This window comes from Agromyces sp. LHK192 (genome assembly GCF_004006235.1).
Classification (GTDB): Bacteria; Actinomycetota; Actinomycetes; order Actinomycetales; family Microbacteriaceae; genus Agromyces.
Genome location: NZ_CP034753.1, coordinates 575,934 through 590,455 on the forward strand (window position 1 = coordinate 575,934; position 14,522 = coordinate 590,455).

A 14,522-nucleotide genomic window follows, 5' to 3' on the forward strand; every position below is an offset into this window, starting at 1 on the left:
GGTCGCTCGGATTCAGATGAACGGGTCGTCCGGCATGCGCCCCTTGCCCCACGTGTGCCAGTTCTTGTGCCGTGATCGGGGCGATCGTGCGGCCCTTCGCCGCCATGGGGTGAGCGCCCGCCCCACCACGCGGAACGAGCTGCCGAATCGCGCGCCGCGGAGGAAATCGATGCTGGCGGCGACGAACACGAAGGCGACGGCGAAGCCGACGCCTATGCCGACCATGTCGGCGGGACTGACCTCCCAGTGGGCGAACACCGGCAGCGGGGCATCCTCGGTGGCGGCATCGCCCGAAGCCGCCGTATTCGCCGCCCATTGCCGTACCTCGGTGAGCACGAGCCCGCCGAATCCCCACGTGATCACGATCGCGCCGTACATGAACGCCACGCCCACGACGGAGTCGAACGACGACATCTCCTCACGGTGGGATCGAAGACGGATCGCCTGCCATTCGACCTCGTGCTGCCACCGCTCCTTCTCGGGGCCGTCAGGCAGTGCACTGTAGATGTCGAGGTCGCGCTTGAGCCAGCGTGCCCACCTGACTTGCGGGAGCACCCAGCTCAACGCCGCTGCGACGACGACCGAGGCGATGACGGGGAGGATGCCCGTGACATCCATACCGACCTCCGGTTCGCCGGTGGGTGGGAGACTGCGACGGCCGGCCCGTTCGAACGCGGCACTACGTGAAGGTTGCCCCCACCCGGCCCGCGCGGTCAAGCAATGCGATCGGTGAGCGACGGCAGGCGGTTGCGGCGGCCGCTGCGGGTGGGCATCGTGGGGCCGTGCCCCAGGACCTCGACGGATCCGACCGCACGACCGCGGCGCCGGCCGCCGTGCTCGCAGCGGCGACCGCGCTGAACGACGCGCTCTCCGCGAACGACGCCGACCGCCTCGATGCGCTGCTGGCCGGGGAGTGGCGACTCGTGGGCGCCGACGGCCCGATCGATCGTGACCGCTTCGTCGACCTGGTGCGAACCGGCGTGCTCTCGCACTCGATGATGCAGCCGGTCGGCGACCTCGAGGTGCGGACGTACGGCGACGTCGCCGTCGTGACCGGCCGGGTGGTCAACACGGCGTTCTTCGATGGGCAGCGGTTCGACGCCGACGAGTGGACCACCGACGTCTGGGTGCGCCGCGAGCGCGGGTGGACGTGCGTGCACAGCCACGTGACCGAGGCCGCATCCGGAACGCGATGAGCGGATGCCCCGCCACGGGGCATCCGCTCATCTCGGTCTCGGGCCGCCGGCGCGGCCGGTCTCACTCGGCCGTCGCCGCGTCCCATCGGTAGAGGAACGTCGCGAGGTGTTCGCGGGAGACGACCGTGGTCGGGCCGAACTTCCCGGTGACGGTCGTGATGCGCTCGGCCTTCATCCACTCGATCTCGCGGAAGAAGGTCGCCCCCTTCGGCACGTCGGTGTAGGTCGCCTTCGCGGGGGCCGTGAACGTGGCGTCGGCGGCGCGGTACAGGAACGCCGCGACCTCCTGGCGCTTGAGCGTCGTCGCCGGTCCGAACGTGCCCGTCGTCGAGGTCAGCCCCTCGCGCTTGAACCACTCGATCGCCCGGTACGACGGGTGCGTCGCGGGGACGTCCTTGTACGTCGGCTTCGCGGGCAGCGTGAACTCGGGCGAACCGGCGAGGCGGTACAGCGCCTCGGCGATCGTCGCCCGCGTCGCCGCGCCCGTCGGGTTGAAGCGGACGACGCCGTCGGCGCCGCGCACGCCGTCGATGACGCCGTTGACACCGGCCCACTTGATGTTCACCGCGTGCCCGCTCGTGCCGGTGATGTCGGCGAAGCGGGGCAGCAGTGCGGCGGTCGCCGTCGACGTCGCGACGAGCGGCTCGGCTCCCGGTCGGGTGCCCGTGACCTCGACGCTGATCGCGGCGCCCGCCTGGGCGTCGGCGGGCGTGTACTCGGCAGCCGTGGCGCCCTCGACGGCGACGCCGTCGGCGAGCCAGCGGTAGGCCACCTCGGCACCCGCGCCCCAGTCGCCGGCGTCGGCGGTGAGGGCCTGTCCGACCTGGGCGACGCCCGACACCGTGGGCACGGGAGCGGGCTCGGGCTCGGCCGCGCGGGTCATGACGAAGTCGATGTCCTCGAACCGGCCGCCGTTCGGCGCCTCGAGGACGGTCGCGTCGGCCTGCGTCGCCGCGTTCTGCCAGAACTGGGTCGCGTAGGGCTCGGCGGACGTACCGTCGTCCTCGGCCTTCACGACGTAGTTCCCGGGGGGCAGTCCGCCCGACTGCCACGAGATCTCGTCGCCCGCTCCGCCGTGGGGCGGCGGCGCGACCCAGAGGCCGGGCTCGCGCTCGTACAGGATCGACAGGCGGGCGCCGACGGCCGGGCCGCCGTGCTCGTCGATGATCGTGCCCTTGAGTGTGACCCCGGGCGGCGTCTCGACATCGACGCCGTCGGTCTCGGCCGAGGCGACGACGTCGACCGTCACCGCGTCCTCCGGGTAGAAGCCCCCGCCGTGGTAGGTCCACGCCCAGCTCGCGCTCGACGAGCCGAACGATTGCACGGTGTACTCGCCCGGTGCGAGGCCGGTGACCTCGTAGGTGCCGTCGGCGGCGGCGCCGGCGGACGTCACCGACTCCCAGGCGCCGGTGGAGTCCTTGCGGAGCACGTCGAAGTACGCGTTCGCGGCGGGCGCACTCTGCCCGTCGGCGAGCTGCGTCAGGGCACCCGAGAGCGAGCCCCCCGCGGTGAGCGCCGCGTCGATGCCGTCGACGACCGCACCGGGTGCGACCGCGACTGCCGTGGCCGAGGCCTGGTCGACGGCGCCCTGCCAGTACTGCTGGCCGAGGGTACCGTCGAAGTCGCTGAAGCCGACGGTGTAGTCGCCCTGCTCGAGCCCGCCGAGGCGGTACGTGCCGTCGGCCGCGGTGGTCGCGGTGACGGGCGAGACCCAGCGGTCGGTCGGCTGGACCGAGAACTCGGCGGTGACGTCGACACCCTCGACCGGTGTGCCGGAGCCGTCGACGACGGTGCCGGTGATCGCCCCTCCCGCGTTCAGCTCGAACCCGGCGGTGAAGGCCTGGCCGCCCACGAGGTCGACGCGGGTCGCGGCGTCGGACGAATAGGCGTCCTGCCAGTACTCGTCGAGCACCTCGCTCGTCGAGCCCCAGCCCTTGCCGGCCTTCAGTACGTACTCGCCGTCCGGCAGCCCGGTGATCGAGTAGCTGCCGTCGGCGGCGACCGAGGCGCCGCCGCGCGAGCTGTTCAGGTCGCTCGTGAGGTACGCGTACACGTAGCCGCCCGCGACGGGTGCGCCGCCCTCGTCGACGACGGTGCCCGACACGGTCGCGCCGACGTCGAGCGTCCAGGCGAGTGATGCCGCACCGCCCGCCTCGACGGTGATGTCGGCGGCGGTCGCGAGGGTCTCTGCGCCGTCCCAGTACTCGCGCACGTACTGCGTGTTGGTCCACTGCGGGGTGATCGTGGCGCGGTAGGTGCCGGGCGCGAGGCCCTCGATCGCGAACGAGCCGTCGGCGGCGGTGTGCGCGTCCTGGCCCTCGCCGTACAGCAGGCTCCAGCAGTCGTACTGCTGCGTCGGGTCGAAGTCGGGGTCGCAGCGGAACAGCTGCACGTAGAGGCCGTCGAGCGGTGCGCCGGCCTCGCCGGTCACGACACCGGTGATCGAGCCGGTCTCGGCGGTCTCCGCGGCGTGCGCCGCCGGGGCCGCGAAGCCGGCGACGCCGAGCGTCATCGCGACGGCGGCGAGTCCACCGAGCAGTCCGCGGCTGCGGCGCCGCGTCGGTGGTGCGAGGTCAGGGGAGCGCATGGCGTCCTTCCGTTGGTGGGATCGAGCCCTCCCACGCTACGAAACGGAGGGCGTTCGCACCATGGGGAGGACTCCCCGTCGCGGACGAGCTGCCCAGCTCGTGCAGCGCCCCGTTCGGTAGTCTGTCGGGGTGCCAGTGAACCCCGAGCTGCAGGGGCGGGACTTCCCGCCGACCGAGCCGTACGCCGTCGGCCGCGAGAAGGTGCGCGAGTTCGCGCGCGCGGTGTTCGCGACCAACCCCGTGAACCTCGACCCCGAGGCGGCGCGGGCCGCCGGATACGACGACGTCGTCGCGCCGCCCACGTTCGCGGTCGTGATCCAGGAGCGCACGCTCGCGCAGCTCCTCGCCGAGCCCGACTCGGGCATCGACTTCTCGCGGGTCGTGCACGGCGACCAGCGCTTCACGTCGACCCGGCCGATCGTCGCCGGCGACGTGCTCACCGCGCAGCTGCGCGTCGCGAGCGTCAAGACGCTCGGCGGGCACTCGATGGTCACCGCCGAGACCTCGATCACGGATGCCTCGGGCGCACACGTCGTCACCGCGACGTCCACCCTCGTCGTGCGAGGAGACGACTGATGACGAACGACACCGAGACCGGCACGGCGCCCGCCCTGCCCGACTTCGACGTGCTCGCCGTCGGCGACCTCGTGGCCGACGGCGTCTTCGCGCTCAGCCGCGACTCGCTCGTGCGCTACGCGGGGGCATCCGGCGACTTCAACCCGATCCACTACCGCGACGACGTGGCGAAGGCCGTGGGCCTTCCCGGCGTGCTCGCGCACGGCATGCTCACGATGGGCTTCGCCGTGCAGCCCGTCGTCGACTGGGTCGGCGACGCCGGCCGCGTGGCCGACTACCAGGTCAGGTTCACCCGGCCGGTCGTGGTCGACCCGGAGCTCGGCAACGTCGTGACCGTGATCGCGAGGGTCGGCCAGCTCGACGCCGAGCAGCGCGTCGCGCGCATCGACCTGACCGTGAAGGTCGGCGACGAGACGGTGCTCGGCAAGGCCCAGGTGCGCGTGCGGCTCTGATGGGCGAACCGCGCTTCTCCGACCTGACGACGCTGCGCGTGGGCGGGCCGATCGGCCGCCTCGCGACCGCGACGACCCAGCGCGACCTCGTCGACCTCGCCACCGCCGCGTGGCGCGACGGCGACCGCTGGATGGTGCTCGGCGGCGGGTCGAACCTGCTCGTCGGCGACGACGGCTTCGACGGCACCGTGATCCGCGTCGCGACCAGCGGCATCGAGGTGCTGCCGATCGAGCGGGGCCTCGCGGCCCGCGAGGACACCGTGCGTATCCGCGTGCAGGCCGGCGTGGTCTGGGACGACCTCGTGGCCTGGACCGTCGAGCAGGGGTACTCGGGCATCGAGGCGCTGTCGGGGATCCCCGGCTCGGTCGGTGCGGCGCCGGTGCAGAACATCGGTGCGTACGGCCAGGAGCTCGAGGCGACGCTCGTCGCGATCGAGTTCCTCGACGAGTACGCCGAGTCGCCGCGCCGCATGACCCGCGACGAACTCGAGCTCGGCTACCGCACGTCGGTCCTCAAGCGCGGGCTCGAGGGCATCGTCATCTCGGTCGAGCTCGAACTCCACGACACCTCGGGGGAGCGGGCGGTGCTGGGCGAGGCGATCGGACTCCCGGTCGCGTACCGGCAGCTCGCCGACGCGCTCGGCGTGCAGGTCGGCGACCGCGTCGCGATCGCCCGCGTCCGCGAGGCCGTGCTCGCCCTGCGCCGCTCGAAGGGCATGGTGCTCGACCCCGACGACGCCGACTCGGTGAGTGCCGGCTCGTTCTTCACGAACCCGATCGTGTCGGAGCACGTCGCACGTGCGATGCCCGCCGACGCCCCGCGCTGGTACCTCGAGCCGGACACCCCGCCCGAGGTCGTGCCGCTGTCGGGACTCGATGAGCAGTCCCCGCTCGACGCGTTCCTCGCGCACCAGGCGTCGCTCGAGGCATCCGCACCGGCGTCGGCCGCCGAGCCCGGCGAGGCGCTCGTGAAGCTGTCGGCCGCCTGGCTGATCGAGCACGCGGGTGTGCGCCGCGGCTTCGCGATCCCGGGTTCGCGGGCGGCGATCTCGTCGAAGCACACGCTCGCGCTCACCAACCGCGGCGGGGCGAGCGCCGAGGAGGTCGCGCAGCTCGCCCGGTTCGTGCAGGGTCGTGTCCAGGCGGAGTTCGGCATCGTGCTGCACCCGGAGCCGGTGCTCATCGGGCTCGAGCTGTAGCCGTCGCGCGGGGCGGGCATCGCGGTCCGACTGCGGCGCGGGAGCGCCTCGCGCGGTCAGCGCCGGGTGGCCGGCCGGTAGACGTCGAGCGCTGTCGGAACCACGCGGATGGTCGAGGTGTACCCCGGTCCGGGCGATGCCGCGTCGGCCGCGGCCGGTCGGTCGAACGAGACCTCGCCGTCGTGGGCGAAGCCGGGCGGTTGGCCCTGCCGCGGATGCACCGTGACGTCGAGCCGCTCGGCCGTGACGGATTCCACGCGGTCGGGGAGCACCCGCAGCGCCCGGAGCACCGCACTCGTGCGACGGCCGAATGCCAGCGAGGCCGCTGCGCGCGTGCGTGATCCCGCGCGCAGGATCCTGACGTCGAGCACGCCCCCGTCGAGCCGGCGACGCTGGAGCGGCGCCGGCACACCCGGGTCGTTCGGCCCGACGCCGACGAACAGCGTCCACACGTCGATCGCGCGACCGTCCAGGTCGATGCGCACCGGATCGGAACGACGCAGCACCTGCGCCGCCGCGAGCACGGCCGCGAGCCACTTGCCGTACCTGCCCTGCAGGCGTTCGCGCGCGGCGACGAAGTCGGGGTAGACGCCGACGGATGCCGTGTTCATCACCGTCAGCGGCGGCTGGTCGCCGAATCGGAGCTCGGCGACGTCGACGCGCACGCCCTCGCCGCGCTGCACGGCGTCGATCGCGAGGTCGACCGTCGATGCGCCCGCGGTTCGGGCGAAATGGTTGAACGTGCCGCCCGGAACGACCAGGAGCGGCACGCCGGCGTGCCGGGCGACGTCGGCGACCGTGGCGACCGTGCCGTCGCCGCCGCAGACGCCGACGATGCGGGGCGGGTCCGCGCGATCGAGCGCCGCTCGCACGACGTCGGCCGGATCCTCGTCGTCGAGCACGTGGAACTCGGCGTTCGGCAGCCGGCGGCGAAGCACCTCGAGCGGATCGGCACGGACGACGCTCGTGCCCGACGACGGGTTGACGACGACGAACACGCCGTCGCCCTCGGGCGCCGCGGGCAGCGGGCGGTCGTCGCCGGTCGGCTCGTCGGGCCGCGCCGCACGGACGTCGATCGGCCGGCCGCGGGCCGCCGAGCCCTGCCGGCCGTGATCACGACCGTGCCCGTCGTCGTCACCGTCGCCGCGCCCGTCGCCGCGTCGGCCGGTTCGCGGCCGGACGACGAGCGCACCGAGGCCGCCGATCGCCGCGCCGAGCGCGAGGCCACCGACGACGTCCGACAGCCAGTGTGCGCCGACGTGCAGCCGCGAGTAGCCGACGCCGAGTGCGAGCGGCACGATCGCGGCGCCCAGCCGCGGATCCTCGACGGCGACCCCGGTCGCGAAGGCGACCGCGCTCGCCGAGTGACCCGACGGGAACGCCTTCGTCGACGGATGCCGCGTGAGCCGGCGCCCGACCGGCACCTCCTCGAGCAGTGGCCGGTCGCCGCCGAACAGCCGTTTCGCCACGAGGTTCGCGGTCGCGCTGGCGGCGAGCAGCGAGAGGATGCCCCGGGTGGCGGCGCGCGGGCGCCCGGTGACGGCGAGGACGCCGGCGAGCGTCCACCACAGCACGCCGCGGTCGGCGAACGACGAGAGCGTCGTCCAGCCGCGGTCGAGCACCGGGTGCGACCGTCGCGCGTTCCGCCTGCGGGCAGCCCGATGGTCGACCCGCCGCACCCAGGCAGGGAGCAGCCTGCTGCGCCGGACGGCGACGGTGATCCCGGAAGCCACGGCACCAGCGTATGAATCGGTCGCGCGGGTGGGCAGTGGTTGACCGACCGGCCGAGGAGCCGCTAAAGCAGCCCGAGCTCCATCGCGCGCGTGACGGCGCGCGTGCGATCGCCGACCTCGAGCTTCTCGAACACGTGGCCGAGGTGCGTCTTCACGGTGGCCTCCCCGAGGTGCAGGGCCCGCGCGATCTCGGGATTCGAACGACCCGCGGCGACGTGCCGCAGCACCTCCAGCTCGCGCGGTGACAGCGCCACCGGCACGGATGCCTCGGCGCGCACGCGCCGGACGAGCTTCGCCGCGATCGACGGCGCGAGCACGGTCTCGCCGGCGGCGACGGCGCGGACGCCCGCGAGGATCTCCTCCTGCGGGGCCGCCTTCAGCAGGTAGCCGCTGGCGCCCGCCTCGATCGCCGGCAGCAGGTCGTCGTCGGTGTCGTATGTGGTGAGCACGAGCACGCGCGTGCCGCCGGCCGCGACGATCCGCTCGGTCGCGGCGGCACCGCCGAGTACGGGCATCCGCAGGTCCATGAGCACGAGGTCGGGGCGTTCGGATGCCGCGAGCGCGACGGCCTGGCCGCCGTCGGCGGCCTGCCCGACGACCTCGATGCCGTCGGCGGATTCGAGCAGCCCGACGATGCCCGAGCGGACGATGGGGTGGTCGTCGGCGACGACGACCCGGATCGGTCGGGGGGTGGTCATCGGGCGGCTCCGTCGGGCTTCGTGGGCGGGTGCGGTGCTTCGGTGGCGGATGCCTCGGGCGGCGGCGCCTCGACGTCGGGCGCCGGCACCTCGATCTCGAGGAGCGCGCCCCCGTCGGGGTCGGCGCCGAACGCGACGTGACCGCCGACCAGGGACACGCGGTCGCGGATTCCGGCCAGGCCGAAGCCGCCCGACTGCCCAGGACCGCCGTCGCCCGGACCGACCCCGTCGTCGCGCACGACGAGACGCACGTGCCCGGTCCGCGGACGCCCGACGTCGATCCACGCGTTCCCGGCGTTCGCATGCTTGCGGACGTTGGCGAGTCCCTCCTGCGCGGTGCGCAGGAGCACGACCTCCAGTTCGCGGCCGAGGCCCGGGGCATCCGCGTGCACGGTCACCCGGACACCGGTCTCGCGCTCGAAGGCCGCGGCCAGGCGATGCAGCGCGTCGGCGAGGGTCGTCTCCACCGCGACGGGCGAGACCGCCGCGACGAGTCCGCGCGCCTCGGTGAGCGCGTCGCGGGCCATCTCCTCGATCAATGCGACGTCGGCGCGGGCGGCCTCGAGATCGCGTCCCGTCACGCGGTCATCGTCGTGGGCTGGTCCGGCGGGCGCGCCGCGCACGAGCGCGGACGGGGCCAGACGGTTGCCGGCCCGCTGCGCGACCATCACCAGGCCGGTCAGGCTCTGCGCGATCGTGTCGTGGATCTCGCGCGCCATCCGGCCGCGCTCCTCGACCGCTCCGGCGTCGCGATGCATGGCGGCGAGTTCGCCCTGCGCGGCGCGCAATTCGGCGAGGAGGCGCGCGTTCTCCTCGGCGATGCCGGCGATGTGCGTCATCCACAGGCCGAGGGCGAGGCTGAATCCGAGCGAGAGGATCGCGATGCCGAGGGCGGCGCTCACGTCGCTCCAGCCGAAGAACACCATCGTGCCGACGAGCACCGCTCCGGCGATCGCGATGTTGCCCCAGATCGCCTGTCGGGTGCTCGCGGCGGTGATCCAGACGAACGGGTAGGCGAACGCCAGCATGTTCGCGAACTGCGCGTCGAAGGCGATGCCGGTGGCGAGGATCGCCGACAGCACCGCGGTGATCGCCACGTGATGACGCGCGTCCTCCCGCCCGACACGGGCCCGGAGGTAGGCGACGTAGACGATGAGGAACACGCCGGCGACCACCCACGAGCCGATCTCGGCCCGGGCGTACGGCGGCTGGAACACGCCGATGAGCACCGTGACCGCCGCGACCCCGAAGGCGACCACGTCCCACCAGCGCCGGTTCACCATGTCGTCATGCTCTCACGCGGGTGGAGCGCCTCGACGGCCGTACCGCCCCGGCGGGGACCGGGGCGGAGGGGTGTCCGGCCGTGGCAGACGAGGTGCCGGGGCATCCGCTCACGCGTCCCGTCGGATCCAACGGAAGGTGAGCCGGCTGATCACCAGGCCCACGACGAGCCAGGCGGCGAGCCAGACCGCGACCCAGCCGAGGTCCCACGTGCCGTGCTGCTCGAGCGCCGCGAAGTCCTCCGGCAGGAACGCGGCGCGCATGCCCTGCGCCATCCACTTGAGCGGGAACAGGCTCGCGATGTTCTGCATCCACTCCGGCAGCGCGTTGAACTGCAGGTAGACCCCCGAGATGAACTGGAGGATGAGCACGATCGGGATGACGACCGCCGTCGCCGACTTGCCGCTTCGCGGCAGCGCCGAGAGTGCGATGCCCAGCAGCGCCGATGCGGTGATGCCGAGGACGAAGACCCACGCGAACGTCAGCCACGACGCGGCGTCGGTCGGCAGGGCGATGCCGAACACGATCGCCGCGACCGCGAGCAGCAGCGCCGCCTGCAGGATGCCGGTGACGAAGACCTGCCCGATCTTGCCGAGGAAGTACGACACGGGCGAGAGCGGCGTGCCGCCGAGGCGCTTGAGCGTGCCGTCGCCCTTCTCGGTCGCGATGTCGACGGCGAGGTTCTGCACGCCCGACAGCAGGATCCCGGCGGCGAGCATGCCCGGCAGGTAGTACGCGCCGACGCTCACGCCCTCGGCGCCCGGGGCGGGCACGATCTCGCCCGACGAGCTGAACGCCGCGGTGAAGATGCCGAGCATGATCACCGGGAACAGGAAGGTGAAGAAGACGGCGTCGGGCGACCGGAAGTAGCCCTTCGTCTCGTAGCCGATGCGGGACGTGCCGATGGCGGCGATCGAGGTGCTCATGCGCGGGCCTCCTGGGTGTCGGATGCGGTGGTGGCAGCAGTGGCGGCGGTGGCGGTGGCGGCCGGGTCGGCGTCGTCGTCGACGGCATCGGCGGCGCGCACCAGGTCGAGGTAGATGTCCTCGAGGCTCGGGCGGATCACCTCGAGGTCGGCGGGTTCCGTCCCGCCGCCGTCGGTGACGAGGGATGCCACGAGCCGTGCCGGCTCCTCGGTGCGCTGCTCGCGCAGCAGTCCGTCGGCGCCGCGCCACCTGACGATCGGCACCCGGGCGGCCTGCCCGCCGATGCGGTCGATTGGGCCGACGTCGACGAGCTTCCCGCCGATGATGACGCCAGCGCGGTCGCCGAGCTGCGCGGCCTCGTCGAGGTAGTGGGTGGTCAGCACGATCGTCGTGCCCTCGGTCTTGAGTCCGCGCACGAGGCCCCAGAACTCCCGGCGGGCCTCGGGGTCGAACCCCGTCGTCGGCTCGTCGAGGAACAGCAGCTCGGGTCGCCCGACGATGCCGAGCGCGACGTCGACCCGGCGGCGCTGGCCGCCCGAGAGCTTCGAGATACGGGTGCCTGCCTGCTGCTCGAGGCCGACCGAGGCGATCACCTCGTCCACGTCGCGCGGGTGCGGATAGAACCCGGCGAAGTGGCGCAGCTGCTCGCGCACGGTGAACTGGCCCGACTCGCCCGTCGACTGGAGCACGATGCCGAGCCGTGCCTTCCATTCGAGCCCGCCCTTCGCGGGGTCGATGCCGAGCACGGATGCCTCGCCGCCCGACCGCGACCGGTATCCCTCGAGGATCTCGACGGTGGTCGACTTGCCGGCGCCGTTCGGGCCGAGCAGCGCGAAGGTCTCGCCGCGTTCGATGTCGAGGTCGATGCCGTCGACGGCGTGCTTCGAGCCGTAGGTCTTTCGGAGGCCGCGGATGCGGATCGCGGGGTCTGCGGTTGTGCTGTCCATGCCTCGACTCTCGCGCTTCCGACGCCTCGCCGGTAGCCGTCGACCGGGTGGTTGCACATCCGCCGATCGGGGGATGCCTGCGCGGACGCCGGCGCCGCGAGCGGATGCCGTCACGTGACGACCCCGAAACGCGGGCGTCACGCCGATTGGGTACGGTCGATCGGGTGAGCACCACCGCAGAGCACCCCGCTGCAGCAGCGTCCGAGGCCCCGACCGATGACCGCACCGACGACCGCGATCGCGCGAGCGATCGGCTCGACGCCGCCCTCCGCGCCGATGTCCGCCTGCTGGGCGAACTGCTCGGCCGGGTCCTCGTCGAGGCGGGTGGATCCGACCTCCTCGACGACGTCGAGCGGTTGCGCGCCCTCACGATCGACGCCTACGAGGGCGGCGCCGACGACGCGTTCGCCCGCGCCGAGGCGCTCGTCGACGGGTTCACGACCGAACGCGCCGAGCAGGTCGCCAAGGCGTTCACCGTGTACTTCCACCTGGCGAACCTCGCCGAGGAGCACCACCGCGTGCGGGTGCTGCGCGAACGCGCGTCGGGCCCCGAGGCCATCGACGACTCATTGGCGGCCGCGGTCGAGCGCCTGACCGACGAGGTCGGCGACGACGAGGCCCGACGGCGCCTCCGGGGCCTGCGGTTCCACCCGGTCTTCACCGCGCATCCGACCGAGGCCCGCCGTCGTGCGGTCGCCTCGGCGATCCGACGGGTCTCCGACCTGCTGGGCGCCCGCGAGGGAGCCGCGCTCGGGGCGCTCCCGACGGCCGAGCTCGATCGGCGCCTGCTGGAGGAGGTCGACACCCTCTGGCGCACCTCGCCGATCCGCACGACCCGGCCCACCCCGCAGGACGAGGTGCGCACGGCCATGAGCATCTTCGACCAGACCGTGTTCCAGGTCGTGCCGCGTGTGTACCGCCTGCTCGACGACTGGCTCCTGGGCGACCGCGCGGGCCTCGACGCCGCGCAGGCACCGGCGTTCGTGCGCTACGGCTCGTGGATCGGCGGCGACCGCGACGGCAACCCGTTCGTCACCGCGCAGGTCACCGAGGAGGCCGCGGCGATCCAGGCCGAGCACGTGCTGCGCGGTCTCGAGGCCGCCGCGACCCGCATCGGCCGCACGCTCACGCAGGACTCCGCGCAGACGCCGCCCGACGCCGCGCTCGAGGCGCTCGCCGCACGACAGGCCGAGCTCGCACCCGAAGTCGCGTCGCGGATCGGCATCCGCGCCCCGCACGAACCGCACCGCCGCGTGCTGCTGGTCATCGCGGCTCGCATCGCGGCGACCCGCACGGGCGACGCCCGGCTCGCGTACCCGGTTCCCGAGGCGCTCGTCGACGACCTGCGCATCGTGCAGGCGTCGCTGCGTGCGGGCGGTGCCGCGCGCAGCGCGAACGGCGAGCTGCAGCACCTGATCTGGCAGGTCGAGACGTTCGGGTTCCACCTCGCCGAACTCGAGGTGCGCCAGCACTCGAAGGTGCACCGCCAGGCGCTCGAGGAGATCCGCGCGGGCGGCGAGCGGTCGGAGATGACGGTCGAGGTGCTCGAGGTCTTCCGGGCGATCAAGCGCCTGCAGCAGCGGTACGGCGTGCGGGCCGCCCGCAGGTACATCGTGTCGTTCACGCAGTCCGCCGAAGACCTGGGCAACGTGTTCGCGCTGGCCGCAGCCGCGTTCGACGACCCGGCCGAGGTCCCGGTGCTCGACGTCATCCCGCTGTTCGAGACCTTCGCCGACCTCGACGCGTCGACCGGCATCCTCGACGGCCTGATCGCCCTGCCGCAGGTGCAGGCGAGGCTCGCGGAGACCGGCCGCAGCCTCGAGGTCATGCTCGGCTACTCCGACTCCTCGAAGGACGTCGGCCCGGTGTCGGCGTCGCTCGCGCTCAACCTCGCGCAGCGCCGCATCGCCGACTGGGCGGAGGTCAACGACATCGAGCTCACGCTCTTCCACGGCCGCGGCGGTGCGCTCGGCCGTGGCGGCGGCCCGGCGAACGAGGCCGTGCTCGCCCAGCCCCCGGGCTCGGTCGACGGCCGGTTCAAGCTCACCGAGCAGGGCGAGGTCATCTTCGCCCGCTACGGCGACCAGCAGATCGCGGTGCGCCACCTCGAGCAGATGGCCGCCGCGACCCTGGTCGCGTCGAGCCCGTCGAACGAGGCGCGCAACCGGCAGGCGGCATCCGACTTCGCCGAACTGGGCACGAGGCTCGACCGAACCTCGCGGGCCCGGTTCTTCGAGCTCGTGAAGGCCGACGGCTTCGCGCCCTGGTACGCACAGGTCACCCCGATGGAGGAGGTCGGCCAGCTCGCGCTCGGTTCGCGTCCGGCCCGCCGGGGCCTGTCGGTGGAGTCGCTCGAAGACCTGCGCGCCATCCCGTGGGTGTTCTCGTGGACGCAGGCGCGCATCAACCTCACCGGGTGGTTCGGGCTCGGCTCGGCGCTCGCCGAGGTCGGCGACGAGGCTGCCCTGCACGACGCCTACGAGCGGTGGCCGCTGTTCACGGCGATGATCGACAACGTGGAGATGTCGCTCGCGAAGACGGACGAGCGCATCGCCCGCCGATACCTCGAACTCGGCGACCGCGACGACCTCGCGCAGCTCGTGCTCGACGAGCTCGCACTGACCCGCGAGTGGGTCGTACGGGTCGCCGGCCGCGGCGGCATGCTCGAGGGTCGGCCGGTGCTCCGCCGCACCGTGCGGCTGCGCAGCCCCTACGTCGACGCGCTGTCGTTGCTGCAGCTCCGTGCCCTGCGCACCGTGCGTGCCGCCGTGGAGCCGTCGCCGGACGATCCCGACCGTCGCCTGCTGCTGCTCACCGTCAACGGCGTCGCCGCGGGTCTGCAGAACACCGGCTGAGCGCGTCGGCCGGCGTGACGTCGCGAGGTCGTGTTGCCGGATTCAGGAGATCGGAAGCAGGTCAGGAGACG

At 73.1% G+C, this 14,522-nt stretch carries 12 protein-coding genes; 5 read left to right on the forward strand and 7 right to left on the reverse strand.

Annotated features, from left to right (window positions below):
- Positions 1 to 12: 12 nt before the first annotated feature.
- A complete protein-coding gene (locus tag ELQ40_RS02605; RefSeq protein ID WP_127792277.1) occupies positions 13 to 618 on the reverse strand; it encodes a hypothetical protein in 606 nt (201 codons plus the stop codon).
- A 164-nt stretch (positions 619 to 782) separates the two neighbouring features.
- On the opposite strand from ELQ40_RS02605, the gene ELQ40_RS02610 reads away from it, so the two are divergent.
- Positions 783 to 1,196 carry a nuclear transport factor 2 family protein gene (locus ELQ40_RS02610; RefSeq protein ID WP_164863453.1) on the forward strand — a complete coding sequence of 138 codons (414 nt, stop codon included), beginning with the start codon at positions 783 to 785 and terminating at the stop codon, positions 1,194 to 1,196.
- A gap of 61 nt (positions 1,197 to 1,257) precedes the next feature.
- Here the strand turns inward: ELQ40_RS02610 and ELQ40_RS02615 are convergent, their stop codons facing one another.
- Complete coding sequence (locus ELQ40_RS02615) at positions 1,258 to 3,783, reverse strand: collagen binding domain-containing protein (protein ID WP_127792279.1); 2,526 nt, start codon at positions 3,781 to 3,783, stop codon at positions 1,258 to 1,260.
- 130 nt (positions 3,784 to 3,913) lie between these two features.
- Here ELQ40_RS02615 and ELQ40_RS02620 point away from each other — a divergent pair, with 130 nt between their 5' ends.
- Genes ELQ40_RS02620 through ELQ40_RS02630 form a run of 3 tightly spaced genes read left to right on the forward strand, consistent with a single transcriptional unit; the run spans position 3,914 to position 6,011 of the window.
- Complete coding sequence (locus ELQ40_RS02620; RefSeq protein WP_127792280.1) at positions 3,914 to 4,360, forward strand: MaoC family dehydratase N-terminal domain-containing protein; 447 nt, start codon at positions 3,914 to 3,916, stop codon at positions 4,358 to 4,360.
- Positions 4,360 to 4,812: a MaoC family dehydratase gene (locus tag ELQ40_RS02625; protein WP_127792281.1), complete on the forward strand. Its 453-nt coding sequence runs from the start codon at positions 4,360 to 4,362 to the stop codon at positions 4,810 to 4,812. Before ELQ40_RS02620 ends, ELQ40_RS02625 begins: the two co-directional genes overlap by 1 nt.
- A complete protein-coding gene (locus tag ELQ40_RS02630; RefSeq protein ID WP_127792282.1) occupies positions 4,812 to 6,011 on the forward strand; it encodes a UDP-N-acetylmuramate dehydrogenase in 1,200 nt (399 codons plus the stop codon). The genes ELQ40_RS02625 and ELQ40_RS02630 overlap by 1 nt, the downstream gene beginning before the upstream one ends.
- 56 nt (positions 6,012 to 6,067) lie before the next feature.
- On the opposite strand, the gene ELQ40_RS02635 is transcribed toward ELQ40_RS02630, so the two are convergent.
- The 5 genes from ELQ40_RS02635 to ELQ40_RS02655 all read right to left on the reverse strand — a co-directional run bounded on the left by ELQ40_RS02635 (position 6,068) and on the right by ELQ40_RS02655 (position 11,596).
- Positions 6,068 to 7,744, reverse strand: coding sequence for a bifunctional phosphatase PAP2/diacylglycerol kinase family protein (locus ELQ40_RS02635; RefSeq protein ID WP_127792283.1), 1,677 nt, complete (start codon positions 7,742 to 7,744; stop codon positions 6,068 to 6,070).
- Between the two features lie 62 nt (positions 7,745 to 7,806).
- Positions 7,807 to 8,442, reverse strand: coding sequence for a response regulator transcription factor (locus ELQ40_RS02640; RefSeq protein ID WP_127792284.1), 636 nt, complete (start codon positions 8,440 to 8,442; stop codon positions 7,807 to 7,809).
- A complete protein-coding gene (locus ELQ40_RS02645; protein WP_127792285.1) occupies positions 8,439 to 9,725 on the reverse strand; it encodes a sensor histidine kinase in 1,287 nt (428 codons plus the stop codon). Before ELQ40_RS02645 ends, ELQ40_RS02640 begins: the two co-directional genes overlap by 4 nt.
- A gap of 108 nt (positions 9,726 to 9,833) precedes the next feature.
- The gene (locus tag ELQ40_RS02650; protein WP_127792286.1) at positions 9,834 to 10,649 is read right to left on the reverse strand and encodes an ABC transporter permease; all 816 of its coding nucleotides are present in this window, start codon (positions 10,647 to 10,649) and stop codon (positions 9,834 to 9,836) included.
- Positions 10,646 to 11,596 carry an ABC transporter ATP-binding protein gene (locus tag ELQ40_RS02655; protein WP_127792287.1) on the reverse strand — a complete coding sequence of 317 codons (951 nt, stop codon included), beginning with the start codon at positions 11,594 to 11,596 and terminating at the stop codon, positions 10,646 to 10,648. Before ELQ40_RS02655 ends, ELQ40_RS02650 begins: the two co-directional genes overlap by 4 nt.
- 164 nt (positions 11,597 to 11,760) lie before the next feature.
- Here ELQ40_RS02655 and ELQ40_RS02660 point away from each other — a divergent pair, with 164 nt between their 5' ends.
- Positions 11,761 to 14,451, forward strand: coding sequence for a phosphoenolpyruvate carboxylase (locus ELQ40_RS02660; protein ID WP_240665910.1), 2,691 nt, complete (start codon positions 11,761 to 11,763; stop codon positions 14,449 to 14,451).
- Positions 14,452 to 14,522 lie beyond the last annotated feature (71 nt).

Bases quoted from the DNA above. Each gene is read 5' to 3' on its own strand.
- ELQ40_RS02605 (WP_127792277.1), bottom strand. From the start codon at position 618: ATGGATGTCACGGGCATCCTCCCCGTCATCGCCTCGGTCGTCGTCGCA.
- ELQ40_RS02615 (WP_127792279.1), bottom strand. From the start codon at position 3,783: ATGCGCTCCCCTGACCTCGCACCACCGACGCGGCGCCGCAGCCGCGGA.
- ELQ40_RS02625 (WP_127792281.1), top strand. From the start codon at position 4,360: ATGACGAACGACACCGAGACCGGCACGGCGCCCGCCCTGCCCGACTTC.
- ELQ40_RS02630 (WP_127792282.1), top strand. From the start codon at position 4,812: ATGGGCGAACCGCGCTTCTCCGACCTGACGACGCTGCGCGTGGGCGGG.
- ELQ40_RS02640 (WP_127792284.1), bottom strand. From the start codon at position 8,442: ATGACCACCCCCCGACCGATCCGGGTCGTCGTCGCCGACGACCACCCC.
- ELQ40_RS02645 (WP_127792285.1), bottom strand. From the start codon at position 9,725: ATGGTGAACCGGCGCTGGTGGGACGTGGTCGCCTTCGGGGTCGCGGCG.
- ELQ40_RS02650 (WP_127792286.1), bottom strand. From the start codon at position 10,649: ATGAGCACCTCGATCGCCGCCATCGGCACGTCCCGCATCGGCTACGAG.
- ELQ40_RS02655 (WP_127792287.1), bottom strand. From the start codon at position 11,596: ATGGACAGCACAACCGCAGACCCCGCGATCCGCATCCGCGGCCTCCGA.